29 protein-coding genes are annotated in these 26,119 nt (G+C 65.1%); 28 read left to right on the top strand and 1 reads right to left on the bottom strand.

Going from position 1 to position 26,119, the window contains the following annotated elements:
* Positions 1-8 precede the first annotated feature (8 nt).
* The 7 genes from G405_RS0112210 (at position 9) to G405_RS0112240 (ending at position 4,654) form a co-directional block, all read left to right on the top strand.
* Positions 9-1,166, top strand: coding sequence for a phage portal protein (locus G405_RS0112210; RefSeq protein ID WP_022701813.1), 1,158 nt, complete (start codon positions 9-11; stop codon positions 1,164-1,166).
* Complete coding sequence (locus G405_RS0112215) at positions 1,163-1,417, top strand: hypothetical protein (RefSeq protein WP_022701814.1); 255 nt, start codon at positions 1,163-1,165, stop codon at positions 1,415-1,417. Before G405_RS0112210 ends, G405_RS0112215 begins: the two co-directional genes overlap by 4 nt.
* Positions 1,418-1,452: 35 nt before the next feature.
* Positions 1,453-1,920, top strand: a complete 468-nt coding sequence (locus G405_RS15975) for an HK97 family phage prohead protease (protein WP_022701815.1) — start codon at positions 1,453-1,455, stop codon at positions 1,918-1,920.
* A 55-nt stretch (positions 1,921-1,975) separates the two neighbouring features.
* A complete protein-coding gene (locus tag G405_RS0112225; RefSeq protein WP_233346035.1) occupies positions 1,976-3,163 on the top strand; it encodes a phage major capsid protein in 1,188 nt (395 codons plus the stop codon).
* 77 nt (positions 3,164-3,240) lie between these two features.
* Positions 3,241-3,828 carry a head-tail connector protein gene (locus tag G405_RS0112230; protein WP_022701816.1) on the top strand — a complete coding sequence of 196 codons (588 nt, stop codon included), beginning with the start codon at positions 3,241-3,243 and terminating at the stop codon, positions 3,826-3,828.
* The gene (locus G405_RS0112235) at positions 3,825-4,241 is read left to right on the top strand and encodes a DUF3168 domain-containing protein (protein WP_022701817.1); all 417 of its coding nucleotides are present in this window, start codon (positions 3,825-3,827) and stop codon (positions 4,239-4,241) included. Before G405_RS0112230 ends, G405_RS0112235 begins: the two co-directional genes overlap by 4 nt.
* A complete protein-coding gene (locus tag G405_RS0112240) occupies positions 4,238-4,654 on the top strand; it encodes a phage major tail protein, TP901-1 family (RefSeq protein WP_022701818.1) in 417 nt (138 codons plus the stop codon). Before G405_RS0112235 ends, G405_RS0112240 begins: the two co-directional genes overlap by 4 nt.
* Here G405_RS0112240 and G405_RS0112245 read toward each other — a convergent pair.
* The gene (locus tag G405_RS0112245) at positions 4,643-4,846 is read right to left on the bottom strand and encodes a hypothetical protein (protein WP_022701819.1); all 204 of its coding nucleotides are present in this window, start codon (positions 4,844-4,846) and stop codon (positions 4,643-4,645) included. The two genes, G405_RS0112240 and G405_RS0112245, sit on opposite strands and share 12 nt — an antisense overlap.
* A 57-nt stretch (positions 4,847-4,903) precedes the next feature.
* On the opposite strand from G405_RS0112245, the gene G405_RS0112250 reads away from it, so the two are divergent.
* From G405_RS0112250 to G405_RS0112350, 21 genes are all read left to right on the top strand, one after another.
* Complete coding sequence (locus G405_RS0112250; protein WP_022701820.1) at positions 4,904-5,191, top strand: GTA-gp10 family protein; 288 nt, start codon at positions 4,904-4,906, stop codon at positions 5,189-5,191.
* Complete coding sequence (locus G405_RS15980) at positions 5,188-5,382, top strand: phage tail assembly chaperone (RefSeq protein ID WP_022701821.1); 195 nt, start codon at positions 5,188-5,190, stop codon at positions 5,380-5,382. The genes G405_RS0112250 and G405_RS15980 overlap by 4 nt, the downstream gene beginning before the upstream one ends.
* The gene (locus G405_RS15985; RefSeq protein ID WP_022701822.1) at positions 5,379-5,924 is read left to right on the top strand and encodes a phage tail tape measure C-terminal domain-containing protein; all 546 of its coding nucleotides are present in this window, start codon (positions 5,379-5,381) and stop codon (positions 5,922-5,924) included. Before G405_RS15980 ends, G405_RS15985 begins: the two co-directional genes overlap by 4 nt.
* The gene (locus G405_RS0112265; RefSeq protein WP_022701823.1) at positions 5,921-6,538 is read left to right on the top strand and encodes a DUF2460 domain-containing protein; all 618 of its coding nucleotides are present in this window, start codon (positions 5,921-5,923) and stop codon (positions 6,536-6,538) included. Before G405_RS15985 ends, G405_RS0112265 begins: the two co-directional genes overlap by 4 nt.
* A gap of 62 nt (positions 6,539-6,600) precedes the next feature.
* Positions 6,601-7,461: a DUF2163 domain-containing protein gene (locus G405_RS0112270; protein WP_022701824.1), complete on the top strand. Its 861-nt coding sequence runs from the start codon at positions 6,601-6,603 to the stop codon at positions 7,459-7,461.
* Positions 7,461-7,895 carry an NlpC/P60 family protein gene (locus G405_RS0112275; protein WP_022701825.1) on the top strand — a complete coding sequence of 145 codons (435 nt, stop codon included), beginning with the start codon at positions 7,461-7,463 and terminating at the stop codon, positions 7,893-7,895. The genes G405_RS0112270 and G405_RS0112275 overlap by 1 nt, the downstream gene beginning before the upstream one ends.
* A 16-nt stretch (positions 7,896-7,911) precedes the next feature.
* The gene (locus G405_RS0112280; protein WP_022701826.1) at positions 7,912-11,721 is read left to right on the top strand and encodes a baseplate multidomain protein megatron; all 3,810 of its coding nucleotides are present in this window, start codon (positions 7,912-7,914) and stop codon (positions 11,719-11,721) included.
* 79 nt (positions 11,722-11,800) lie between these two features.
* Positions 11,801-12,700 (top strand): DnaJ C-terminal domain-containing protein, encoded by a 900-nt coding sequence (locus G405_RS0112285; RefSeq protein WP_022701827.1) that lies wholly within the window; start codon positions 11,801-11,803, stop codon positions 12,698-12,700.
* Between the two features lie 70 nt (positions 12,701-12,770).
* Positions 12,771-13,058: a PepSY domain-containing protein gene (locus G405_RS0112290; protein ID WP_156861499.1), complete on the top strand. Its 288-nt coding sequence runs from the start codon at positions 12,771-12,773 to the stop codon at positions 13,056-13,058.
* 15 nt (positions 13,059-13,073) lie between these two features.
* Positions 13,074-13,760, top strand: coding sequence for a response regulator transcription factor (locus G405_RS0112295; protein WP_022701829.1), 687 nt, complete (start codon positions 13,074-13,076; stop codon positions 13,758-13,760).
* Positions 13,757-15,157, top strand: a complete 1,401-nt coding sequence (locus G405_RS0112300) for a sensor histidine kinase (RefSeq protein WP_022701830.1) — start codon at positions 13,757-13,759, stop codon at positions 15,155-15,157. The genes G405_RS0112295 and G405_RS0112300 overlap by 4 nt, the downstream gene beginning before the upstream one ends.
* A 53-nt stretch (positions 15,158-15,210) precedes the next feature.
* Positions 15,211-16,545: a hypothetical protein gene (locus G405_RS0112305; RefSeq protein ID WP_156861501.1), complete on the top strand. Its 1,335-nt coding sequence runs from the start codon at positions 15,211-15,213 to the stop codon at positions 16,543-16,545.
* A gap of 42 nt (positions 16,546-16,587) precedes the next feature.
* A complete protein-coding gene (locus G405_RS0112310; RefSeq protein ID WP_022701832.1) occupies positions 16,588-17,238 on the top strand; it encodes a DUF938 domain-containing protein in 651 nt (216 codons plus the stop codon).
* On the top strand, positions 17,235-18,194 hold the full coding sequence (locus tag G405_RS0112315; RefSeq protein ID WP_022701833.1) for a tetratricopeptide repeat protein: 960 nt from the start codon (positions 17,235-17,237) through the stop codon (positions 18,192-18,194). Before G405_RS0112310 ends, G405_RS0112315 begins: the two co-directional genes overlap by 4 nt.
* Positions 18,191-18,691, top strand: a complete 501-nt coding sequence (ccmE, locus tag G405_RS0112320) for a cytochrome c maturation protein CcmE (protein ID WP_022701834.1) — start codon at positions 18,191-18,193, stop codon at positions 18,689-18,691. Before G405_RS0112315 ends, ccmE begins: the two co-directional genes overlap by 4 nt.
* Complete coding sequence (locus G405_RS0112325; RefSeq protein WP_022701835.1) at positions 18,688-20,655, top strand: heme lyase CcmF/NrfE family subunit; 1,968 nt, start codon at positions 18,688-18,690, stop codon at positions 20,653-20,655. The genes ccmE and G405_RS0112325 overlap by 4 nt, the downstream gene beginning before the upstream one ends.
* Positions 20,652-21,023, top strand: a complete 372-nt coding sequence (locus G405_RS15990; protein WP_022701836.1) for a cytochrome c-type biogenesis protein — start codon at positions 20,652-20,654, stop codon at positions 21,021-21,023. Before G405_RS0112325 ends, G405_RS15990 begins: the two co-directional genes overlap by 4 nt.
* Positions 21,024-21,094: 71 nt before the next feature.
* A complete protein-coding gene (locus tag G405_RS0112335; protein ID WP_022701837.1) occupies positions 21,095-22,300 on the top strand; it encodes a bifunctional alpha/beta hydrolase/OsmC family protein in 1,206 nt (401 codons plus the stop codon).
* Between the two features lie 136 nt (positions 22,301-22,436).
* Complete coding sequence (locus tag G405_RS0112340) at positions 22,437-23,915, top strand: Do family serine endopeptidase (protein WP_022701838.1); 1,479 nt, start codon at positions 22,437-22,439, stop codon at positions 23,913-23,915.
* Positions 23,916-23,976: 61 nt separating this feature from the next.
* Entirely contained in the window at positions 23,977-24,648 is a 672-nt protein-coding gene (locus tag G405_RS0112345; protein WP_022701839.1) for a response regulator transcription factor, read from the top strand.
* 113 nt (positions 24,649-24,761) lie between these two features.
* A complete protein-coding gene (locus tag G405_RS0112350) occupies positions 24,762-26,105 on the top strand; it encodes a sensor histidine kinase (protein ID WP_022701840.1) in 1,344 nt (447 codons plus the stop codon).
* Positions 26,106-26,119 lie beyond the last annotated feature (14 nt).

Below are 26,119 nucleotides of genomic sequence, written 5' to 3' on the forward strand. Positions count from 1 at the left end.
AGAACGCCATGCTCAAGCATTGGCTGGGTCTCGGTCGCAAGGCGGCCGGGCGAACCCTTGCGCTCGGATTCGGGACGGGGGCGAGCTGGAGCCCGCGCGGCTACGCCGCCTTCGCCACCGAAGGCTATGCCCGAAACGCCGTCGCGCATCGTTGCGTGCGGCTGATCGCGGAAGCGGTCGCCGCGACGCCTTTGAAGACCCTCAGCGAGGATCGCGCCAGCCAGCAGGCGATGGCGTTGATCCAAGCGCCCAATCCCGACCAGTCCGGCGCCGAGCTGATGGATAGCGTGCAAAGCCATCTGCAGGTGGCGGGCGACGCCTATCTGCACCTGTCCGGCTTTGAGGCGGGCGCGCCGGGGCTCTATGCGCTGCGGCCTGACCGGGTGCGTGTGATGACCGGCCCCAAGGGCTGGGCGGAGGGCTGGGAATATCGCACAGCGTCCGGCGCGCAGGTGTTTCAGCGCGATCGCGCGTCGGGCCGGTCGCCTGTCCTGCATCTGAAACTCTTTAACCCGACCGACGATCAATATGGCCTGTCGCCCATGGAGGCGGCGGCGCGGGCGGTGGATGTGCACGCCTCGGGCGGCGCCTGGGCGAAGGCGCTGCTGGATAACGCGGCGCGCCCGTCCGGCGCTCTGGTGATGAAGACCGGATCAGAGGGGCAGGGACGTTTGACGCCGGATCAGTTTGACCGGCTGAAAGCTGAACTGGAAAGCCTCTACACCGGCCCCGATAACGCCGGGCGGCCCTTGCTGCTGGAAGGCGGGCTCGACTGGAAGCCCATGGGCCATTCCCCCGCCGAAATGGATTTCATTCAGGCCCGGCGAGAGGCGGCGCGCGAGATCGCGCTGGCGTTTGGCGTGCCGCCCATGCTGCTGGGGCTGCCGGGCGACAACACCTATTCCAATTATCGCGAGGCCAATCAGGCGTTTTATCGCCAGACGGTGTTGCCGCTGGCGAAGAAAACCGCCGCCGCGCTCAACCGGTTTCTGGCGCCCTGGTTCGGGACCGATCCGAAGCTGTGCGTGGATGAAGACGGCCTGCCCGCCTTTACAGAAGAGCGCGCCGCGCGCTGGGCGCAGATCTCCGGCGCGGACTTCCTGTCGCCGGATGAAAAGCGCGCCCTTCTGGGCCTCGCCCCGCAAGGACAAGGAGAGCCGTCATGAGCCTTGGAGACCAGGTCGCCCAAGGCTGGCGGCTGGATCGCTCGATCACCCTCGGCGTCATTCTGGCGCTGACGCTGCAGACCGCGGGCGCCTTGATGTGGACCGGGGCCGCCAATGAGCGCCTCGATCAGCTGGAAACCCGCGCCGACGCCACCGCGCCGGTGGCTGAACGTTTGGCGCGGCTGGAAGCGCACGCCGCGTATTCGCGCGCTGCGCTGGAACGCATCGAGCGTCGCCTCGAACAGGACTGACCGGTCCGCTTTTCACATTTTCAGGGGAGGCGCGCATGCAGGCGCTGAACGGCTCTGGCGAGACGCTGGAGGTGGCTGGCTATGCCAGCCTGTTTGATATCGAGGATCAGGGGGGCGATCTCGTCCGCGCGGGGGCCTTTGCAGAGGGGCTGAAAGCGCGAGGCCCCACAGGGGTGCGCATGCTGTTCCAGCATGATGCAGCGGAACCTGTGGGCGTCTGGGACGAGATCGCCGAGGACGGCCGCGGGCTCTATGTCCGCGGCCGGATTCTCTCGACCGCGCCGCGCGGACGCGCCGCCCTGGGGCTGGTGCGCGAAGGGGCGGTGGATGGCCTCTCCATCGGGTTTCGCACGCAACGCTCCGCGCCCCGACCGGGCGGCGGACGCGATCTGCTTCAGCTCGATCTGTGGGAGGTGTCCATCGTTACCTTTCCCATGCTGGCCCAGGCGCGGCTTCGCGTCCTTGGGGCTTCTGAGGCGCGGCTCGCCGCGTCGGCGGCCTGACCGCTTTGACTTCGCATCATGAACAGAAAGGATTTTCATGAGCCGGGAAACCAAGATGGCGGTTCCTTCCGCTGACACGCGCGTGGCCATGGCGGACATGCTGGCCGCGTTTGAACACTTCAAACAGGCCAATGACGACCGCCTGGAGGCGCTGGAATCCAAGACCGGCGCCGATCCGCTCATTGCCGACAAGGTGAACCGCATAGACGCGGCGCTGAACGAGGCCCAATCCCGCCTCGACCGTCTCAGCCGGGAAGCGGCGCGGCCCGACCTGTCCGGCGCCGATGTGAAATCGGCGGGCTGGTCCGGCTTTCTGCGCACAGGCGAAACGCCAGCGCTCGATCAAAAAGCGCTGTCGGGCCAGACCGGCGCAACGGGCGGCCATGTGGCGCCGGCGGAGCTTGAAACGCGTATTGAACGCCTGATCCGCGAGGTCAGCCCGATCCGGTCCATCGCCACGGTCAAACAGACGCGGTCTCACACCTTCAAGAAACCGGTCAGCGCGGGCGGCGCAGCAGGCGCCTGGGCGGCGGAGACGGCGAGCCGGCCTGAAACCGACGCGTCCTCGCTGGAGCTGCTCGAATTTCCGACCGCCGAGCTTTACGCCATGCCCGCCGCGACGCCTGCGATCCTTGATGATGCGCTGGTCGATCTCGAGCAATGGCTGGCTGAAGAAGTGCGCGACGTGTTCGCCGAGGCCGAGGGCAAGGCCTTCGTCTCCGGCGACGGGGTGAACAAGCCGCGCGGGTTCTTGAGCTACACCATGGCCGAAGTCGGCACGGAAAGCTGGGGCGAGATGGGGTTTGTCTCGACCGGGGTGTCGGGCGGCTTCTCCGCGTCTGACCCTGCAGATGCGCTGATTGATCTGATCTATGCGCCCAAGACCGCCTATCGCGCCAATGGCCGCTTTGTGATGAACCGCTCCACGGTGTCCTCCGTGCGCAAGTTCAAGGATGCAGACGGCCAGTATATCTGGCAGCCCGCCCAGGGCGCGGGCCAACCGGCGAGCCTGATGGGCTATCCCGTCACCGAGGCCGAGGACATGCCCGATATCGGCGCGAACAGCTATTCCATCGCCTTTGGTGATTTCGAGCGTGGCTATCTGGTGGTCGATCGCCAGGGCGTTCAGGTGCTGCGCGATCCGTATTCGGCGAAACCCTATGTCCTGTTTTACACCACCCGCCGCGTCGGCGGCGGCGTGCAGGATTTCGACGCGATCAAGTGTCTGAAATTCGCCGCCTGATCCGAGCCTTCTCTCCCCCACCTCAAAGCCCCGGCCCCAGCGCCGGGGCTTTGCTTTTTTGAAAAGGAGGCGGCGCGATGTCTCTCACTCTTTTAAGCCCGCCCGGGGCGGAACCTGTCAGTCTCGACGCAGCGAAAACCTGGCTGCGCGTCAGCCATGAAGACGACGATGCGCTGATCACCGACGCGATCATCGCCGCCCGTGAGCATGTGGAAGCGCGCACCGGGCTGGCGCTGATCACCCAGAGCTGGCGCGAGCGGCTGGATGATTGGCCGCGCGACCGGCTGAGCGCGTCGGGGCTGGCGGTCAGCCTCGCCAAGGCGCCGCTTCTGAGCGTCGAGGCGGTGCGCGGCCGCGAGCGGGACGGGACGCTCTCGGTCTGGGATCCGGCGGAATACCGGGTGGAGACCGGCGAGCCGGGACGGCTGGTGGCCATATTGCCCTTCTCCTTGCCGCGCCCTGTGGTCAAGGCGGGCGGGATCGAGATTGAGTTCACCGCCGGGTTTGGCGAGACGCCCGACGACGTGCCGGCGCCCTTGCGCGCGGCGATCCTGCATCTGGTCGCGGCGCGCTATGGCGCGGATCGGGGCGAGGGGGGCGAGACGCCGCCTGCGCCTGAGATCGTGGACCGGCTGTTAGCCCCCTACATGCCGGTGCGGCTATGAGCGCGGAAGCCGCGTTCCAGAACGGACTTCTGGCGCATTTGCGCAGCGATCCGGGCGTCACGGCCCAGCTGGAGGCGCGGATCTTTGAGCAGCCCAGATCCGGCGTGCGCTATCCCTTCCTGTATCTGGGGCGGGTGGAAAGCGACGCGGCGGACGCTAGCGAGGCCCGGCTGATTGATCTGCGCCAGACCCTTCTGATCCGCGGGCGGCGCGATGACAGCGAGACCATCAAGAAGGCGCTGGGCGCGATCCGGTCTGCGCTGGAGACGGGCCCGCTGACGCTGGAGGCCGGCTTTGCAGCCATCCATCCACGCCTGGTCTACGCCGACCTGTTCTCAACCTCCGACACCCGCATCGTGCAAGGGCTGGCGCGGGTCAGAACCCTCATTCAAATCCAAGGAGACACGCCATGACGGCGCAAGCGGGCAAGGATGTCTTGCTGAAAATCGGCGATGGCGGATCGCCGGAGAGTTTCACCAGCATTGCGGGGCTGAGGGCCAAGACCCTGTCGCTGAACGCCCGCGCGGTCGAGGTGACCCACGCTGACAGTCCGGGGCGCTGGCGCGAATTGCTGGACGGCGCCGGGGTGCGCACTGCGGCGATTTCAGGCGCGGGCATCTTTGTCGACAGCGCGGCGGACGAGACCGTGCGGAGCGTGTTCTTTGATCAGGCCAGGCGCAGCTGGCGCGTGATCGTGCCGGACTTTGGCGTCATCGAAGGCCCGTTCCTGGTGACCGCGCTGGAATATTCCGGCCGCCATGACGGCGAGGCGAGCTATTCGCTGTCGCTGGCGTCAGCGGGCGCCCTGACCTTCTCAGCCCTCTGAGCTGCGGTCGTCAATCCGGCGCTGACGCTGCATGTCCTCAAGCTCATTGAGGCAGGCGCGATAGGCGTCAGGGTTGCGCAGCGTCTCGCATTCTTCCTCGTAGCGGTCGTCATAAACGTCCTGAAACAGGCTTTCACACCCGCACAGAACCAGCGGAGAGGCGAGAGCGAAACAGGCGAGCAAGCGGCGCATGGGTGATCCCTTCACATTGATCCGCGCCCAGTCTAACGGCGCAGAAAGTTTGTGCTCATGACAATTTCTCAATCTGGACAGGTGCGCGCCCATTTGGGCGATGCGCCGGTTCACTTGCGTCTCAGCCTTGCCGCCCTGATGCAGATCGAACAGGCGCTGGAGGTCTCAGGGCTCGAAGCGCTCTCCGAACGATTTCGAAGTCTCAGCGCGACCGATCTCACTTGCGTTCTGACCGCTTTGCTGACCGCGGGCGGGCATGAGGACGCGCAGGCGCTGGCGGACGCGGCGGCCCCCGCAGACGCGGCCCGGGCCGTGCTGAGCTGTTTTGAAGCGAACCTTACATGACCGGGTGCTGGCCGGGCTGGTTCGCGCTGGGCGTTTTGCGCTTCGGGCTGAGCCCTGACGCCTTCTGGGCGCTGTCGCTGGCGGAATGGCGGGCGCTGTGCGCGGCGCTGGGGCCGGTCGCTCCGCCGCCGCCCGACCGTCAGGCGATCGAGGCGCTGATCAAAGACTTTCCTGATGGAGGAGCCCAATGACCGACACCTTTGACCTGTCGGATCTCGCCGCGGACGCCGGTGCGGCGCGGCGTGAACTCACCGAGACGGCGCGTGAAGGCGAAAGCGCCGCGCGGGCCCTGTCCGACGCCTTTGAAAGCGCGGGCCGCGACATCGCTTCCAGCCTTGAAGGCGCGGCGCGCTCCGGCGAGCTGAGCTTTTCAGACATGGCGGAAAAGATCGCCCGAACCTTCGCCGAGCTGGCGCTGGACCGTTTCATTCTTCAGCCCCTGCCGGGGCTTCTGGCCAGCGCTGCGGGGCAATTGGGCTCGCTTCTGGGCGGGGTGCTGGGCCAGCGCGCCGAGGGTGGACCTGTGATGGCCGGTGAACGCTATCTGGTGGGCGAGCGGGGACCGGAAGTGTTCACGCCCGGCCAGTCAGGCGCGGTGTCGCCCCTGGGCGCGGCGCCGGTCAACATCACCATCATCGCTCAGGGGCAGGCGCTTGAGGGCGTCAAACGCTCTGAAAGCCAGATCGCCGCCGCGGTGGCGCGCGCCGTACAAAGGGGAGGGCGCCGGTTATGAGCGCGTTTCATGATGTGCGCTTTCCCCTCTCGATCGGGTTGGCGGCGCGCGGGGGCCCCGAACGGCGCACCGAGATCGTGACGCTCAATTCGGGCCGTGAAGAGCGCAACGCTGTCTGGCGCGATTCACGACGGCGCTGGGATGCGGCGCCGGGCGTCCGGTCGCAGGCGGACCTGGCGCGGCTCACCGCCTTTTTCGAAGCCCGGTTGGGGCGGTTGCACGCCTTTCGGTTCACAGACCCCTTTGATCACGGCTCGGCGGGGCCCGGCGTCGCGCCTAGCCCGCTTGATCAGGTGATTGGAGCGGGGGATGGCGTGACGGATCGGTTTCCACTTCTCAAAGCCTATGGCGATGGCGCAGGACGCTGGGACCGCCCGATTATGCTGCCCCAGACCGAAAGCGTTCGCGTGGCGCTCGACGGCGTTGAAACACCGGTCAGCGTCGAGACGGGCGGCGAGATCGTCTTTGACGCGCCGCCGCCCGACGGCGCCCTGATCACGGCGGGGTTCCGCTTTGATGTGCCGGCGCGGTTTGACGCCGATCAGTTGGAGGCGAGCCTTGAGGGCGGCGCCGCGATGATCGGCTCCGTGCCTTTGATCGAGGTTCGGCTTTAGGGCTGGATGTTTCCCAGCTTCTCCCCGGCTTTTCGCCGGGGCTTTTTTTATGGAGGCTCGTGATGATCGAGATTCCGCCCGAGTTTCAGGCGCGGCTGGATGCGGGGGTGACCACGCTGAGCTGGGCCTGGATCCTGACCCGCCGCGACGGCGCCTGCTTTGGCTTCACCGACCATGACCAGATACTGCAAGTGGATGGCGTAAGCTGTGAGCCCGCCTCAGGTTTCAGCGCCGGCGATTTGCGAAGTGAAACGGGATCAGCCCCCGCCCGCGGCGCCGTGTTCGGGCAGCTCGACAGCGGCGTGATCACCAAGGACGCCATCAAGGCGGGCGCCTGGGACGGCGCCGCTTTGACGCTCTATCGGGTCGACTGGTCAGACCCGACGCTTCACTATCGCGCCTTCACCGGAGAGCTGGGCGAGATCCGCTATGGCGATCAGGGCTTTGAAGCGGAAGTTTCAGGCCTGTCCGCGCGTCTGAACCGCACGATCGGCCGGGTGTTCTCGCGCCAATGCGACGCCGAGCTGGGCGATGAACGCTGTCAGGTCGATCTGGCCGCATTGGGACGCCGAGTGAGCGGCCTGCTGGCGGGACAGATCACCCGGCGCGCTATTCGGATAGAGGGGCTGGACCCGGCGCCGGGTGACGCCAGTGTTTTCTCTGAAGGTGTGCTGTCCTGGACAGCTCAGCCATCCTGGCCGGACCAGCGCATCGTCACGGCGCGCGCGGACGGGACCGGGCTGATTGTTGAACTCGACAGCGCGGCGCCCGCCGCCGAAGCGGGCGAGGCGCTCAGGCTGACACTCGGATGCGACAAGCGCTTAGAGACCTGCAAGGCGCGCTTTTCCAACGCTGCGAACTTTCGCGGCTGTCCGCACATGCCCGGCAATGACGCCCTGATCCGTCCGGTGAGCGCGCGCTGATGACTGAGCTGGAACACCGCTCGCGCATCCTTCGCGAAGCGCGAAGCTGGACTGGCACGCCCTATCATCACCAGATGAGCGTGAAGGGGGCGGGCTGTGATTGCCTGGGCCTCGTGCGCGGCGTCTGGCGTGCGCTTTATGGTCCCGAACCCCAGACCCTGCAGCCCTATACGCCTGACTGGGCCGAGCGCAGCGCGCGCGATCTGCTGAGCGAGGCGGCGGCGCGCTGGTTATCTCCTGTCGAGATCGTCTCGGCGGCGCCGGGCGATGTGGTGCTGTTTCACTATTCTCCGAACGGCCCGGCGCGCCATTGCGCGATCCTGAGCGCGCCGGATCGCATCCTGCACGCCTGGCGGGGGCAGCGCGTGTGCGAGACCGCGCTGGGTCCCTGGTGGCGCCGGCGGATCGCAGGCGCTTTCGCCTTCCCCCTTTAGCCAGAGCGAGGATCATATGGGTCAGCTTCTCCTGTCCGCCGCCCAGCAGGTCGGCGCGTCATTCCTGCAAGCGGGGGTGGGCTCGCTGGTTGGCGGCCTGTTTGCGTCAGACCAGCAAGGCCCGCGTCTTGAGAGCTTCAGCGTCCAGACCTCCACCGAGGGCGCCTTCATGCCGATCGTCTATGGCCGGATGCGTCTCGCCGGGCAGGTGATCTGGCTGGGGCCGGTCACCGAAACCGCCCGCACGCGCAGCTCCGGCGGCGGCAAGGGCGGGCCGGAGATCACCGAGTATGAGTATGCCGCGAGCTTTGCGGTCGCCCTCTGTGAAGGCCTGGTGTCCGGCGTGGGGCGCATCTGGGCGAATGGCGAATTGCTGGACCATGACGCGGCGGTGATGCGGCTCCATGCCGGCGCGTCCGATCAGGCGCCGGACCCGCTGATCGAAGCGGTGGAGGGCGCTGCGCCCGCCTATCGCGGCCTCGCCTACATGGTGTTTGAGGATTTCCCGCTCGACGCCTATGGCGCGCGCCTGCCCAATTTGAGCTTTGAGGTGCTGGGCGCGGGCGAGGACCAGAGCGATGAGCCGCAACTGGAACACCTGGTTCAGGGCGTGTGTCTGATCCCGGCCTCGGGCGAGTTCGTCTATGCGACAGAGCCGGTCTATCGCCAGCTGCGCGAAGGCGAGGAGCTGGCCGAGAACGTTCACACCAGCCGCGCGTTCACCAATCTCGAAGCGGCGCTGGATGATCTGGCCGCACGCCTGCCGCAGGTCAGATCGGTGGCGCTGGTCACAAGCTGGTTCGGCGATGATCTGCGCTGCGGCGCCTGCCAGATCCGGCCGGGCGTTGAGACGCGTGAAAAGACCACACGGCCGCTGGACTGGTCGGTAGCAGGACTGTCCAGAGCTGACGCGCATCTGGTGTCCCAGCGTGATGACGCACCGGTCTATGGCGGCACGCCGTCTGATGAGACCGTGATCAGTGCGATCCGGGCGCTCAAACAGCGCGGCTATCAGGTCACGCTGTATCCCTTCATCCTGATGGATATTCCTGAGACCACGCGCGGCGACGACCCTTATGGCGCGCCCTATCAGGCCGCCTATCCCTGGCGCGGACGGATCAGTTGCACGCCGGCGCCGGGTTTGCCGGGCTCGCCCGATCAAAGCGCGCAAGCGAGCGTGCAGGTGGATGGTTTTTTCGGCGGCGTGCGCGCGACGGACTTCCAGGTTTCCGGCGATACGGTGCGCTATGACGGCCCGGCCGGGGATTGGGGCTTTGACCGGTTCATCCTGCACCATGCCGCGCTGGCGAAAGCGGCGGGCGGTGTGGAGAGCTTTCTGATCGGGTCGGAAATGGTCGCGCTCAATCGTGTGCGCTCAAGCCGTACCGAATACCCGGCGGTCACGCGGTTCAAGGCGCTGGCGGGCGAAGTGCGGGCGCTTCTGGGGCCGTCGGTGCAACTGTCCTATGCGGCGGACTGGTCTGAATATTCCGGGCATGCGCCCCGGGACGGCAGCGAGGACCGCCTGTTTCATCTCGATCCGCTCTGGTCGGATCCCGACGTGGATTATGTAGGGCTCGACTGGTATGCGCCTTTGTCAGACTGGCGAGACGGGGAGAGCCATGCCGATGCGGATTTCGGCTCGATCCATGATCGCGCCTATCTCAGCGCCAATGTGCAAGGCGGTGAAGGCGGGGACTGGTATTACGCGTCGGACGCCGACCGTTTGAGCCAGACCCGGACGCCCATCCTCGACACGGCCCATGGGGAGGACTGGATCTGGGCGTATAAGCGCCTCGCGGACTGGTGGTCCAATCCCCATCATGACCGGGTGGGCGGACACCGTGCGGCGACGCCCACAGGCTGGGCGCCGGGCGGCAAGCCGATCCGCTTTGTGGAGCTCGGCTGCCCGGCGGTGGACAAGGGCTCAAACCAGCCCAATGTCTTCCTCGATCCCAAAAGCGCGGAAAGCCGGGCGCCGCATTTTTCCAACGGCGCGCGTGACGACCTGATCCAGCGCCGGGCCATCGAAACCGTGCTCGATTATTGGGCGCCCGAGCTGGGCCGCAATCCGGTGTCACCCGTCTATGGCGGCCCCATGCTGGATCTGGAACGCAGCCATGTCTGGTGCTGGGACGCCCGGCCATTTCCTGAATTTCCCGCCCGCAGCGATATCTGGAGCGATGGCGGAAACTGGCGGCGCGGGCATTGGCTGACGGGGCGGGCGGGGCAGTCTTCGTTGAGCACCGTGGTGACCGATATCGCCCGCCGCGCCGGGCTGGACGCGCTGGACACGCGCCAGATCGACGGCGTGCTGGCGGGCTATGTGATCAATCGTCCGCAACGGGCGCGCGATGTGATCGCCAGCCTGGGCGCGGTGTTCGGCTTTACGCTGGTGGATCAAAGCCGAGGCGCGGCCTGTCTGCCGCTGTCTCCCGTCAGCGCGCCGGTCATGCTGGAGGTTGATCAATTGCCCGAAGGGGCGGACGGCGCCGTCTATACCCGCGCGCCGCTGGAAGACGCGCCCGCCGATGCGCAGCTCGTCATTATTGGCGATGAAGGCGACTATGCCCCCGCCGCTGTCAGCGCGCGCGGGTTGGATCATGTGACCGAGGGTCTGATCTCAATTCAGGCGCCGATCCTGGCCGATCGTGGTCTGGCGCAGGGCTGGGCGCGTGATCTTTTGGCGCGCGCCCGGACGCAAGGGGAGAGCCTGAGCGCAGCCCTGCCGCCCTCAATGGCCCGACTTGAAGCGGGTGATCCGGTGCAGATGCGTGAAGGCGACAGCCCGCTCTGGCGGCTGGATGCGCTGGAGGGGATCGCGTCGCGCACAGCTCAGCTCGGCCCGGCGCTGGGCGGGCTGGCGCCGGTGGCCGGGCCGGAACCGCAAATCCCTGCGGCGCCGGTCGCGGCGGGACGCCCGCTTGTGCGTTTGCTGGACCTGCCCCTCGGCCCGGATGAAGACGCGCCGCGCAATGGCTTTCTGGCGGCGGCGTGGAGCCAGCCCTGGGCGGGAGCGGTGCAATTGTATGCCGGCGCGGATCTGGAGAGCGCGCAGGTCCGATCACGCATAAACGCGCCTGCGCAGACCGGCGTCTTGCTGGCTGAGCTTCCCGCGGGTCCCGAAGGACGTTGGCGTCTGGATGCAGAGATGCGGGTCCGGCTCTATGACGGCGCCTTTGAAAGCCGCTCGCGTCTGTCGGTTCTGGCGGGCGCCAACCAGATCGCGGTTGAAACGCCAGACGGCTGGGAAGTTCTGGCGTTTGAAACCGCAGCGCTCGAACAGGACGGCGCCTGGCGCCTGACAGGCTTGTTGCGCGGCCTGGGCGGCTCTCCCGCGCCTGGCGCCCCGGCAGGCGCCAGCGTGGTGAGGCTTGATGGCGCGCTGGGCGTGTTGCCGGTGACCGATGCGGAACGCGATGCGGCGCTGTCTGTCATCGCCGTCCCCCAAGGCGCCCGGCGCAGCGATGGTCGCGCCCGCCAGCTGCAGGCGGTTTATCAAGCGCGTGATTTGCGTCCGCTCGCACCGGTTCATCTCAAAGTGACGCTGAGCGGGGCGGACCTGACGCTGAACTGGATTCGTCGCACACGGATCGGCGGGGACCGCTGGCAGGGGGTGGACGTGCCGCTGGGCGAGGCGTGGGAAGCCTATGAGGTGGAGTTGCGTGACCTGAACGGCGCTGTCATCGCGCGTTGGTCGACGGCTTCGCCGCAACTTGTTCTCTCCCTGTCCGAGCTGCCGGCGGATCTGAGCGGTTGCAGCTTCAGCGTCCGGCAAGTGTCGGAGCGGTATGGCGCTGGGCTGGCGTCGGTCTTGCAGGTCTGAGGCGGAACGCACAGATGTGACCCGTACGGGTGCGGCCCGGTGCTCGCCCGACTTGCAAGAGACTGCTATCACAACGGCCATGATGACTGACCCCTATGCGATTCTGGGCGTGTCCCGCACTGCGAGCGCCGACGAGATCCGGCGCGCCTACCGCAAGCTGGCGAAGGCTTTGCACCCTGACGCACGTCCGAATGACAAGGTGTCCGAAGACAAGTTCAAGCAGGTCACCCAGGCCTTCAAGCTGTTGTCAGACCCTGAACAGCGCGCCCGGTTTGACCAGGGCGAGATTGATGCGGCGGGGCAGGAACGCCCGGCCTATCATTTCCGCTCGCGCCCCGGCGGCGCCCCTGGCGAGCGTGGTCCCAGCGGCCGGTTCGAGGATCTGGGCGATATGTTCTCTGATCTGTTCACCGATTTTGGCGCCTCCCGTTCCCGCGGGCAGCCCATGCGCGGCGCAGAAATCAAGGCGCGCCTGAATGTCAGCTTTGAAGACGCCATGCGCGGCGCGAAAAAGCGCGTTACGCTATCCAATGGCAAGTCCCTGGAAGTGGGGGTCCCGGCAGGCGTGGAGAGCGGCAAGGTGCTGCGCCTGCGCGGCCAGGGCCATCCCGGTCGCGATGGCGGCCCGGCGGGGGATGCGCTGATCGAGATCGTGATCCAGGAGCATCCCTGGTTCCGTCGCGAGGGCGACAACATCCGGCTCGATCTGCCGATTTCCCTGAAAGAAGCGTTGTTCGGCGGCGCCGTGCGGGCGCCCACAATCGACGGCATGGTCGAGGTCCGCGTGCCTGCGGGCGCCAATTCAGGCGCCCAGTTGCGGCTGCGCGGCAAGGGCGCGCCCAAGGGAGAGGGCGAGCGCGGCGACCAGATCATCCGTCTGGTCATCGACGTGCCGCTGAACGACCCTGACCTTGAAGCCTTTATCGAGGACTGGACGCCTCCGACGGATTATCATCCGCGAAAGCGTTTCAGGTCATGATGTCTCTCTCATGCACGTTTCTGAATACCGTTCAGCGTGCGTTCAGCCCGGATCCGTCATTAAGCATGTCATGACACGAATTCTCACACTTCTCCTGACGCTTGTTTGCGCGGCTTCCCTGATGGGGGCGCCCGCCCATGCTGCGGTCCATAAGGATCAGGCCTATAGCGAGGCGCAAGCCATCGTGCCCATGTCGGTGGCGGTCTCCGCCGTGCGTCAGGCTTATCCGGGCGCCGAGGTTTTGTCCGGCCGGCTCGTGAATGGTGAGAACCCCTATTACATGATCCGGATACTGACCCGTGAGGGCAGGCGGCTTGATGTGCGTGTGGATGCGCGATCAGGCCGTGTGCGCCGATAACGGGAGGAGGCAGACATGCGAGCGCTTATCGTTGAAGACGATCCTGACCTGCGTCGGCAACTGGCTGATGTGCTGACCCATTCCGGCTATGCGGTGGATACCGCAGCGGATGGCGAAGACGGCCTGTTTCTGGGCGAGACCGAGCCCTATGACGCTATTGTGCTTGATCTGGGCCTGCCCAAGCTTGATGGCGTGACGGTGCTGGAGCGATGGCGCGAGGCGGGCATGGCGTCACCGGTGCTGATCCTGACGGCCCGAGATCGCTGGAGCGAGAAAGTGGCCGGGTTTGACGCGGGGGCGGATGATTATCTCACCAAGCCCTTCCATCCGGAGGAATTGCTGGCGCGCCTGCGCGCGCTGACCCGCCGGGCTGCAGGCCATGCCACCTCCACCCTGATGTGCGGCGATCTGAGCCTTGATACGCGCGGGTCGCGGGTCTTCCTGGGCGATCAACTCATCAAGCTCACCTCGCACGAGTTTCGGATGCTGAGCTATCTGATGCACCACCGTGACCGTGTGATCTCCCGCACAGAGCTTGTGGAGCATATCTACGATCAGGATTTCGACCGCGATTCCAACACGATCGAAGTGTTCGTCGGTCGCCTTCGCAAGAAGATCGGCTCCAATCGCATCGAAACCGTGCGTGGGCTGGGCTACCGGCTGGTGGACCCCGGCGAGGCGAAGAGCTCGGCGGCTGAGTGAGCGAAGACGCTTCAGCGCCGCGCCTTGTCACCCAGGGCTCCATGGTGCGTCGTCTGGTTCTGACGGCGCTGGGCTGGGCGCTTGTGCTTCTGGTGCTGGGCGCGGTGTCGCTGACGGCATTATTTCGCCAGACAGTTCTGAGCGACCTTGAGGACCGGTTGTCCGGCGTGGCGGACGCGCTGATCGCCTATGTTGAGGTCAGTGACTCGCTCAGCCTGCGTCTCGACGAAGACCTGATTGACCCACGGTTCTCCCAGACATTTTCAGGGCGCTACTGGCAGGTGTCGCTGGACGCTGCAACTGATGTGGAGCCCTTGCGCTCGCAGTCTCTGGCGGATGCGTTGCTGATGGCGCCGGATAAGGCTCGCGCCGAAGCGCTCGCAAATCCTGGTCGTCCGGTCAGCGCCGCGAGCAAGGGGCCTGATGGCGAGCCGTTGCGTCTGGTGATCCGGGCTATTTTGATCGACGACGTGCAAGCCCCTTTGCTTGTAATCGCCGCTGAAGACCAAAGGCCCGCGAATGCGCGCATCATGCGCTTCGGCCTGGCTTCGGCGGGATTGTTTCTCCTGTTCGCCGTCGCGCTTGGGGTCGGCGTTTTCGTGCAGGTTCGAGTAGGCCTCGCGCCTGTCTTGCGTATGGGACGCGCCGTGGCCGATGTGCGCGACGGGCGCAGCGAACGTGTCAGCGGCATTTATCCCGCCGAGCTAATCGCGCTGGGCGGAGAGCTGAACAAGCTGCTCGACCATTCCCAGGAAGTGGTGGAGCGCGCGCGGACCCATGTGGGCAATCTGGCGCATGCGCTGAAAACCCCGATCACTGTGTTGTCAAACGAGGCGCGCGATCAGGACGGGGTGCTCGCCCGACAGGTGGACCGGCAGACGCGGCTGATGTCTGAGCAGGTGGAGCACCATCTGCGGCGTGCACGCGCCGCCGCTCATGCGCGCACGATCGGCGCGCGGGCGCCTGTGGAGCGCACGCTCGACGATCTGGGCCGCACCTTGCAGAAAATCTACGGGCGGCAAGGGATTGCGCTGGACTGGCGCTGCGAGGGCAGAATCGTCTTTCGCGGCGAGAAGCAGGACCTTGAGGAATTGCTCGGCAATCTGATCGACAATGCCTGCAAATGGGCCGCCAGCAAGGTCAGCATCATCGCCAGCGTTCGTGACGGCCAGCTCTATCTCTGTGTTGAGGATGACGGTCCCGGACTGACGCCTGAGCAAAGCCAGACCGTGCTGGCGCGCGGCGTGCGCCTGGATGAACAGGCGCCCGGAACCGGGCTTGGCCTGGCCATTGTGGCGGACCTGGCGCGTGCTTATGACGGCGCGCTAGAGCTCGAAAGGTCCAACATGGGCGGGCTCAAGGCGTGTTTGTGGTTGCCAGCGCTTCTGGAAAGCTGACATTAACCGCGTTCAGTTATTTCTGCAGTCACAGTTTTTGCCTTGGTGATGACATGGGGCCGCTCTCCGCGGGGAAAGTCGAGAAATTATCTATTCTGCTTGCCCACATGCCTGTGGAGCGGGTGGAAGGTCTTGTCGACCTTGCGCAGGAAATTGATCCGGGCATGGCGCGCATGCTTGAATTCTGCCGATATGGCGCTGACGGCGCCGCCAGTCGGCTCTTCTTCCTGCCCTTGCAGGATGTCATCGGCGACAGCACGATCGTCGAGCCTTCAAAGGCGCTGATCCCCGAAAGTCTGCTGGTGCCGTTGTGGAACTGGATCAGCGATCTGGACCCCGAAGCGGCGAAGGCCGCCATGGACGCTGCGTCGTCATTTACGGACAAGCCAGTCGATGAGCCCTTGGATGAAACACGCGCGCGCGTCGCCGCCGCGATGCTGAAGACGCTGGACGAACTTGAACATGAGCCGAGGGAAAGCAAGCGCCTGCGCCAGCAATTGGGCGTGACCCGTTTTGACGAAGTGCGAAACATTGCTGGCATGCTCAACAGCATCCCGGCCTTGCGTGACGCCTTGGACGGTCTGCCCGACGAGATCGAGGAAATGGGGGATGAGGTTTGTGCGGAGTTGCGAGATCGCTATGAGCAAGCCATTGAGGAAAAACCTGAATCCGGCGTCTGGGTGCTCTTGATGATTATGGCCAAGGTCTACAAGCCTTGGCGCATGCTGCGTGTTTTCGAGCGGATTGCCCGGCGGGAAGACGATTTCCTGCTGACCCATACGGACATGTCCAGTATTGGCGACGCCCTGCTCGGCGATGCAGAGTTTCATCTGAAAGGATTTCAATCCGCGCCTCGGACTCCTGAGGCGGTGGAGAGCGCCGTGAAAGCGGTGACGCAATTTGCTGCCGTGACTGTCGGCATGACCCGCGAAATCGGCATTCGCAAGGACGGCGCCTGGGGGAGGCGGCTTTTTGAATTGAGAAACGCCGCCAGCCAGCAGATGGAGCGTATTCATGAAGAAGCCCGACGTCTGTTCGAACGGGCCTTGCCCGAGACAGGCCCGAGGCGTCGCTATAAGGACATTCCGCACCCTGGTGAGCCCGCCTTTGACGAAGCGGAAGCTGTATGTGCGTTCCTGTATCGCGTGAAAGACGACGCCGCGCGCGCGGCGGTGGGCAATGCTCACGCCTTGTTGTTGGAAGAGTTCAAGGACGCCACTGAAAAACTGGGTGAAGGCATTCTCGCCAGACTGCGGCGCAATGTCTCTGATGACGAAGAAGCGGACCTGGTAAGGCTGCGCGAAGTCACGCGTATTCTGGATATTCTGGGCATGAGATCGGTCGGTGAAGTCCTCCTGCGCCGAGCCGCCGCAGCCCAAGCGGCCTAATGCGCCTTCAAAGCGGGCGGGGGACAGTCTATCTACCCCTGCATGACCGATAAAACTGCTCCCATCGCATTGGAAGATCGTGGCCAGGTTGGCGCGCGCTTGAGCTCGCCGAGCGCCGCACGCAATCGTGGTCCGATCATGACAGCGCTTAGCGCACGCTTGCCTCAGGGCGCGCGTGTTCTCGAGATCGCCAGCGGCACGGGCGAACATGCTCTGGCCCTGGTGACCCACCGCCCCGATCTGAGCTGGACGCCAAGCGACCCGGATCCGCAATCGCGCGCCAGCGCTGACGCCTGGGCCGAAGACGCTGATGGCCGGATGCAGCCTGCGCTGGCCCTTGATGTTTGCGCCACCGGCTGGTGGGACAGGCTCGAGACTGTGGACGCCATCTATTGCGCCAACATGATCCATATTGCGCCCTGGGACGCCGCGCGTGGGCTTTTCTCTGGCGCCGCACACCTTTTGTCGGACGCGGGCGCGCTTTATCTGTACGGGCCTTACCAGGAAGGGGAGGCGACCGCCCCCTCCAATCTCGACTTCGACGCCAGCTTGAAACAGCGCGACCCGCGATGGGGCGTCCGGCCGCTGGCGGATGTGGACGCCCTGGCGGGCGAACATGGGTATGTCAGGGTTGAGCGCGTTGAAATGCCGTCCAACAATCTTCTGCTGACCTTCCGGCGAGGCGTCGCATGATCGGTTTCATTCTGATCAGCGCCCTGATCGGCGCGCTTGCGGCCTGGCGCCTCGCCATGCCGTTTTTCAACGCGTCCGGGACCGAGGGGAGCAATCGAATCCTCGCTCTGGCGGCGGTACCTGTCGTGCTTTTGGGGGCGCTGGGGCTTTATTTCATCAATGGCGAACCCGAAACGCCCGGAGCGCCCTATAGCGAAGTCGCTGCGCGCTTGAATGCGACGGACCCCACACAGCTGACGCCCGATGAACAGGAAGCGCGTTTGCGGGCGATTTTGCGAGAAGATCGCGATGATCTTCAGGCGCTGACCTTGCTGGGCCGGTTTCTGGCGCGCACCGAACGCGAGCTGGAAGCGGTGACGTTTTTCACGCGGGCGCTGCAAATTGAAGAGGATCCCCGCATTCTCTCTGATCTTGGCCAGGCGCTGGTGGTGCTCAATGACGGTCAGGTCACGCCCGAAGCCGAACGCGCCTTTGATGCGGCTTACGCGCTTGACCCGACATTGCCCGAGCCTCCCTTCTTCTTGGGCGCAGCCTATTACGCTCGTGAGGACCGCAATGAAGCGGCCCGGGTCTGGTCAGACATCATTGCGCGTCTGGATGCAGGCGATCCGTTCCGCGCCGCCATCGCAGCCCGCGCCGCCGATCTTCTGTCTCGGCCTCAGGGGGGACCGGGCTCTGGCGGCGCTGCGCCCTTTGCGGACGCCATCGCGGCAGGCGCAGCGCCTGAAGATCTGGCGAACATGATGGTGGACCGGCTTGAGATGCGGCTGGAAGAGAATCCTGATGACCTGTCAGGGTGGTTGACGCTGGCGCGTGCGCGCTGGATGCAAGACGAGCCCGAGGCGGGCGCGGAAGCGCTGGAACGTGCGCGGGCCCGGTTTGAGAACAATCCTGGCGCGCTGGTCCTGATTTCAGCCATGCAAAGCGCATTTTCTCGTGAGGAGAACGACGGATGAGAAAAGCCCAGCGACGATTGATGATCACCCTCGCAGCCGGCGTGGTTCTGGTGGGGGCGGCGGCGCTGGCGATGACCGCAATGCGTGACGCCATGGTGTTTTTCTATTCGCCCGCCATGGTCGCTGAAAACCCGCCGCAAGCCGGCCAGCGTGTCCGTGTCGGCGGATTGGTGCTCGACGGATCGGTAGAGCGTCCTGCTCGCGGCGGCGCGAACTTCACCATTACTGACGGCGCCGGCGAAATTCGCATCGCTTATGGCGGCTCGCTGCCTGACCTGTTCCGTGAGGGGCAGGGCATCGTCGCCGAGGGCGCGTTCAGCCCTGAAGGTCAGTTCACCGCCGACACCGTGCTCGCCAAGCATGATGAATCCTACATGCCGCCTGAAGTCGCCGCCGCCTTGCGCGAGTCGGGCATGTGGCACGAAGAGACCGGTGACCATTCCGGCTATGGCGGCGCGAGCGGCTATGGCGACGTTGAGACGGAGCAGCCCTCATGATCGCCGAACTCGGCCGTTATCTCATTGCGTTGGCGCTGCTGGCGAGTCTGGTTCAGATGATCACCGCCTGGCGGGGCGCGGATCAGGGTGGACGCGGCGCCTTCGCTGAAGCCGGACGCGCCGCTGCGGAAATCGGCATGCTGGCTGCGGGCGCAGCGATGGTTCTGCTGATCGCAAGCTTTCTGCGGTCTGATTTCTCGATCGCCTATGTGGCGGCCAATTCATCGGTCGACAAACCGCTTGCTTACAAGATCGCGGCCAGCTGGGGCGGCCATGAAGGTTCGATGCTGCTGTGGTGCCTGATCTTGACGGTGTTCGGCTATGGCCTGGCCCGACGCGGGCCGCAAGAGCTAGGATTGCGATCCCGCGCGGTCAGCTTTCAGGGCCTGTTGCAAACCCTGTTCTACAGCTTTCTCGCTTTCGCCTCGAACCCGTTCGAGCGCGTGTCCCCGGTCCCGCTTCAGGGCGCCGAGCTGAACCCGATCCTGCAAGACCCGTTGCTCGTGATTCATCCGCCCATGCTCTATGTGGGCTATGTCGGTCTTTCGACCGCGTTCGCCATCGCGGCGGCGGGCCTGATGCAGAAAACGCCAGGCCGGGCTCTGGCGACGGCGATCCGCCCCTGGGCGCTGGGCGCCTGGACGGCGTTGACGGCCGGCATCGCGCTGGGCGCTTTCTGGGCGTATTACGAGCTCGGTTGGGGCGGCTGGTGGTTCTGGGACCCGGTCGAGAACGCCAGCTTCATGCCCTGGCTTCTGGGTGCGGCGTTGATCCATTCCTCCATCGCCACAGAGAAGCGCGGCGCGTTTCCGGGCTGGACGGTCTTTCTGGCGCTACTGGCTTATATCCTCTCCATTCTGGGCGCGTTTCTGGTGCGTTCGGGCGTGATCACATCGGTGCACGCCTTTGCGCTCGATCCCGAACGCGGGGTCTGGATTCTGGGCATGCTGGGCGTGTCGGCCGTGGCCGGGTTCCTGCTGTTCGCATTGCGGGCCGGATCGCTGGGTGAGGGCGACGGGTTTGAACCCACCAGCAAGGAAGCGCTGATCGGCGCCAATAACCTGCTGCTCGCCGCCACCTCCGGTGTGGTCCTGGTGGGCACGTTGTATCCCATGCTGCTGGAGATGCTGGGCGGGGCGACCATCTCGGTCGGCGCGCCGTATTTCAACGCTGCGGCGACGCCGCTCTTGTTGATCGCGGCTTTGCTGATGCCCATCGCGCCTTTCCTGCCCTGGGCCAATGGCGGGTTGAAGAACGCCGTGTCGCAAATGCGTGCGGCGCTGATGCTGATCCCGGTCGCGGCCGTGATCGTGGCGCTGCTGATGGCGGGCGCCAGCCCGCTGGCGATTGTGGGCGGCGCCATTGGCGTCTGGGCGATTTCCGGCGCCGTGATGGATCTGGGCCAATCGCTGCCGGTGGCTATGGCGCGGGGTCAGAAACTGATGGTGACGGGCCGGGTTCTGGCTCATGCCGGGGTGGGGTTCATTGCGCTGGGCGCTGCGGCGGACGCCTCGCGTCCGCCCGACCAGAATCTGGCGCTGGCGCCGGGGGAAAGCGTCGAGATCGCCGGGCGTACCCTGACGCTGGACGGCGTCCGCCGGGCGGACGGGCCGAACTATATGGCGGATCGGGCGCGTCTCGTGATTGATGACGGCGAAGGCGGCGTTATGGAGCCCGAGCGCCGTTTTTACGCCGGCGCCAACCAGACCACGCGCGAAGTGGCGCTCAAATCCTCTATTGCGGGCGACCTCTACGCCTCCGTGGGAGAGGCGCGCATGCGTGAAGACGGCACGACCGCTTTTGAGACCCGCATCGCCTTCCACCCGCTGGTCTGGGCGCTTTCGCTGGGCGCCATCTTCATCGTCCTGGGCGGCGCGCTGTCTCTCGGCGGGCGTTTGCGCGCCAGGTCGGTGCTGCCCGGCACTGAGCGTACAACCCAACCCGCGATGGAGGCGTCGTCATGAAAGCGCTAATCCTGGCCGCAGCGCTGGCGGCGCAAACGGCCGCCACGGGCCTTCCTGCAGACGAAGAGGCTCGCGCCCAGGCTTTGATGCGCGAAGTGCGCTGCATGGTCTGCGCGGGGGAGTCCATTTTGGACTCAAACGCCGGTCAGGCGCAGGACATGCGGCGGTTCGTGCGTGAGCAGGTCGCCCTGGGCGCAGATGACGATCAGGTGCGCGAAGCGCTGGTGGGGCGTTTCGGCTATGCGGTGTTGATGCGGCCGCCTGTGGATTCCAGCACCGCGATCCTTTGGGCGACGCCGGTATTGCTATTGGTGCTGGGCGGCGGCCTGCTGGTCACATCCATGCGAAAGCGGCGCTCGAAATCGTGAGCAGCGCCGCCTTGATCACATCAGGGAAAGACGCCACCTCTTCATGACCCGGATCGCTGAACGAGGCAGGCATGGCGCAGTCAGAAAAAATCACGTTTGAAGGCGCCTATGGCGACACGCTGGCCGCTCGTCTGGAGCGACCGAATGGCCCGGTACGGGCTTATGCCTTGTTCGCGCACTGCTTTTCCTGCTCCAAGGATGTTCACGCGGCTCAGCGCATCGCCCGGCGGCTGACCACTCATGGCTATGCGGTGTTACGGTTTGACTTTACCGGGCTGGGGCAGTCTGAAGGCGATTTCGCCAACACCAATTTCAGCTCCAATGTGGCCGATCTGGTGAAGGCGGCGGACTTTCTGCGAGAGCAGTATGAGGCGCCGAGCCTTCTGATCGGGCACTCCCTGGGCGGCGCCGCCGTGATCGCAGCGACCCCGCAAATTCCTGAAGCCAAAGCCGTGGCGACGCTCAATGCGCCAGCGGACGCCGATCATGTGCGTCACCATTTCACGGCTGATGATGTGGATGAAATCGAGGCGAATGGCTCTGCGACAGTGGCGCTGGCCGGTCGCTCTTTCACGATCAAGAAGCAATTCCTGGACGATATCGGCGAGCACAAACTCGAAGATATTGTCGGGCAGATGAAGGCCGCTCTGCTGATCGCGCATTCCCCGGTCGACGAAACGGTCGGCATCGAAAACGCGACCCGTCTGTTTGTCGCGGCGCGGCACCCCAAAAGCTTTGTCAGCCTGGATGACGCCGATCATCTGCTCAGCCGGGAAGCGGACGCCAATTACGCAGCAGACATGATCGCCGGATGGGCCAGCCGTTATGCGCCGCCGGCCAAGGTCAGCACGCCGCCGCGCCTTTCAGGCGATGAAACGGCGGTGGTGGAAGAGACGGGCCTGGGTGGGTTTCACAGCTGGGCCGTGACCGGCGACCATACCTTTATCGTCGATGAGCCTGAGGCGATGGGCGGCCTGAATGGCGGCCCTGCGCCCTATGACATGCTGTCCGCCGCGCTTGCGGCCTGCACCACGATGACCTTGCGGATGTACGCCAACCACAAAAAAATCGAGCTGGGCCGCATTTGCACCCGGGTGCGGCACAGCAAGGTGAAGTCTGACGGGCCCGCCGATCTGTTTGAACGCGAGATCGTTGTGCAGGGGCTCAAGGATGAGGCCCTGCAACTGAAACTCCTGGAAATCGCGAACAAATGCCCGGTTCACCGGACGCTGGAGCGCGGCGCTCAGGTTGAAAGTCGCTATAAATCAGGCGCCTGAGCTTGCCCGCTGAAAAATTACGGAACCGTAAGGTTGCCGTAATGGTCTGGTCAGCCGCACCCTGTCATCAAATTCTTGTTCCTATGGATCGGCGCATGCCGGTTCTGACACGCGTAAAGGACTGTGATTGTCTGCCATGAAACTCACCAAACGTTTGATCCTGTCCGCCACTGTCGCCGCTTTGTCGCTGGGCGCCGCCACGACGGCGGTCGTCAGCGCCCAGGAGGCGCCGTCCGCCTATACTTATGGTGCGCCCAACGGCGCCCCGATGAGCTTCGCCAGCCTGATCGAACGGGTCAGTCCGGCGGTGGTCTCCATTGAGGCAGAGGGCAGCGTGGATGCGGGCGACGCGCCGGACATGTCCCAGCTGCCGCCGCAGTTTCGCGAATTCTTCGAGCGCTTTGGCGGCATGCCCGATCAGCCGCGCGAACGCCGCGCGCAAGGCTCGGGCTTTTTCATCTCCGCAGACGGCTATGTGGTCACCAACAACCATGTGATTGACGGCGCGGACACCATTCGCGTCGTGCTGACCGATGGCCGGTCTCTGGTCGCAGAAGTGGTGGGCACCGATGTGCCGACTGATCTGGCCTTGCTGCGTGTTGAGGAAGAAGACGAGCCCTTCGCCTTTGTGGAGCTGGACCGTGATCTGGAAATCCGCGTGGGCGACTGGGTTGTCGCGGTCGGCAATCCGTTCGGTCTGGGCGGCACTGCGACGGCGGGCATCATCTCCGCCACCGGGCGTCAGATGGGCGCCAGCCAAGCCTATACCGATTTCCTGCAGATCGACGCGCCGATCAACCGGGGCAATTCGGGCGGTCCGGCCTTTGATCTTGACGGTCAGGTCGTGGGCGTGAACTCCGCCATTATCAGCCCGACCGGCGGCAATGTGGGCATTGGTTTCGCCATTCCTTCAGACCTCGCCGCAACCGTCATTGATCAGCTGATTGAAAATGGCGAAGTGCGCCGCGGTTATCTGGGCATCTCCCCGGCGGTTCTGACCGCTGATCTCAAGGACGCCATGGGCCTGGACGCCGATCTGGAAGGCGTTTTGATCAATCAGGTGCTCGATGACACGCCGGCGCAAGCCGCCGGTCTTGAGAACGGCGACATCATTTTGCAGATCAATGGCGAAGCGGTGGACGATCCGCGTGAGCTGACGCGTGTCGTCGGCGCCTTTGCGCCGGGCGAACGTGTGGCCTTCCGCATTTTGCGCGATGAGCGCGAGCGCACCATACGCGTCGAGTTGACCGAGCGCCCGGAAAGCGCCGCCCCGCAAGAACGCGCGCAACGTGAAGCGGGCGCTGCGGCCCAGTTTGGTCTGGCGCTGAGCGCCCCGACCGAAGCCGAATCCGAGCAGCTGGAGCTCGAGGGCCGCGGCCTTCTGGTTCAGGGCGTGCGCCCGGGCTCTGAAGCGGCGGAAAAGGGTTTGCGTCCCGGCGACGTGATCCTGGAAGCAGGCGGACGCGATCTGGTCGGTCTGTCCGATTTTGAAGCGGCTGTCGAAGACGCGCGGGCGCGTGATCGTCGGGCGCTTCTGGTTTTTGTGGTCTCCCAGAACGGTCAGCGGCGTTACGCCGCCCTCGAGATGCCGTCTGACGAGACCGAAGAAGAATAATAACAACAACAGGCGCCGGGTCGGGAAGCCCGGCGCCTGATCTGGTTCGGGAGAGTGAGACATGCGAATTCTGATCGTGGAAGACGACCGCGAGGTCGCGGGTAACATCGCCAAGATGTTGCGCGAATCCGGCCATGTGGTCGATGCGGCCCATGATGGCGAGGATGGCCTGGCCATGGCGCGTGACGGCGCGTTTGACGTGCTGATCGTGGACCGGATGATGCCGCGCCGCGATGGATTGTCGATGATCTCCATCCTGCGCGAGGAAGGCGACAAGACGCCGGCGCTGGTCTTGTCGGCCATGGGTGAAGTGGATGATCGCGTGGCGGGCCTGACGGCGGGCGGCGATGATTATCTGGTCAAACCCTACGCGCCCTCAGAACTGAAAGCGCGTGTGGACGCCTTGGCGCGCCGCCGCGATCCTGACGCGTTGAAGACCCGGCTTCAGGTGGGTGATCTGGAGATGGACCTGCTGGCGCGCACCGTAAAGCGCGGCGAGGAAGCGATCCAGCTTCAACCGCGTGAGTTTCGTCTCTTGGAATTTCTGATGCGTCACGCCGACCAGGTCGTGACCCGCACCATGCTGCTCGAAAAGGTCTGGGACTATCATTTCGACCCTCAGACCAATGTCATCGACGTGCACATTTCTCGTCTGCGGTCGAAAATCGACAAGCCTTTTGACACCTCGATGCTGCACACCGTGCGCGGAGCAGGCTATCGTCTGTCGAGCTGAGACAGACAGGCGGACGAACACTGACTATCAAGCTCAATAAAGGCTGGCGGGCGCCCGCATTCCTGCGGACGACCGCCTTTCGCCTGACGCTGCTGTCCGCGGCGCTTTTTGCGTTGTCGAGCTTTGTCATCCTGGCGCTGGTCTATGCGGCGTCAGTGAGCGCGGCCTTGCGCCGGGCGGATGCGTCGGTGTCCGCCGAGGTCGCCGAGATCCAGCAGCTCTATCAAGAGCGCGGCTATCAGGGCGCCTATCGCTATCTGGTGCAACGGTCCGTGGGCGGCGGCGAATTCTTCTACATGCTGCTCGATCCCAACGGCCAGCAGCTGGTGGGCAATATCTACGGCCTGCCCGAAGCGCCCACTGATCCGCAAGGGCGGGTGCGCTTCACCTATGACCGTCAGCCCGTGGAAGGGGTGAACGACCGCGCCGAGGAAGGCCGCGACGCCCGCGGCCAGATCGTCGAGCTGGGCGACGGGTATCAGCTCTTTGTCGGCCTCGACGTGGAAGAAGAAAGCCGCTTCGTCGCCAACACCCTCAATTCGGTTCTGATCGCTTCGGGGCTGTCGCTGGCGCTGGGGATCGTGTCCGGCGCCGTGGTCAGCCGGCGGTTCGCCCGGCGCCTGGACGGCATCAACGCCGCCGCGCGCGCCGTGATGACCGGGCGGCTCGAAACCCGCGCCCCGCGGACCTATTCCGGTGATGAGCTCGATGAGCTGTCGCAAAATTTCAACGACATGCTCGACCGGCTGGAAAATCTGATGCACCGCATGCGCACGGCGGGCGATTCCATCGCCCACGATCTGCGCCTGCCGCTGACCCGCATGCGCGGCCGCATTGAATCCGCGCTGGTGGAGGAAGGCGATGTGGAGGCGCGCGAAGCGGCGCTGATCCAGGCCGTCAGCGATGTAGATGAACTTCTGAAGACCTTCAACGCCGTTCTGTCGCTCTCGCGGCTTCAGACCGGCGAGCGCCGCCGCGCCTTCGACCCGGTCGATCTCAGCGTGCTCATGGAAGACATGTGCGAGCTTTACGAGCCGGTGTGCGAAGATGCGGGCACCGATTTCAAATGCGAATGCGAGCCCGGTCTGACCGTGATGGGGGATCGCGAGCTGATCGCCCAGTCCATGGCGAACCTGATCGATAACGCCATCAAATATACGCCTGATGGCGGCGCCATTGCGCTGCGCGGCCGCAAGACCGGCGAGGGGCGGGTCGAAATCTCCGTCACTGACACCGGCCCCGGCATACCTGCGGAAGACCGCGAGCGGGTGCTGGAGCGCTTTGTGCGTCTCGATCGCTCCCGCAATCAACCCGGCGTCGGGCTGGGCCTGTCGCTGGTGAACGCCATCGCGGAAGTGCATGGCGGCGTGCTGAGTCTTGATGACGGCCCCGGCGCCGTGGACGGCTCCGGCCCCGGCCTCAGGATCGCTCTGACCTTTCCGAAGCGGAAGGCCTAACCTCGAGCGCTTGC

The sequence above is a fragment of the Oceanicaulis alexandrii DSM 11625 genome, from assembly GCF_000420265.1.
Lineage (GTDB): Bacteria > Pseudomonadota > Alphaproteobacteria > Caulobacterales > Maricaulaceae > Oceanicaulis > Oceanicaulis alexandrii.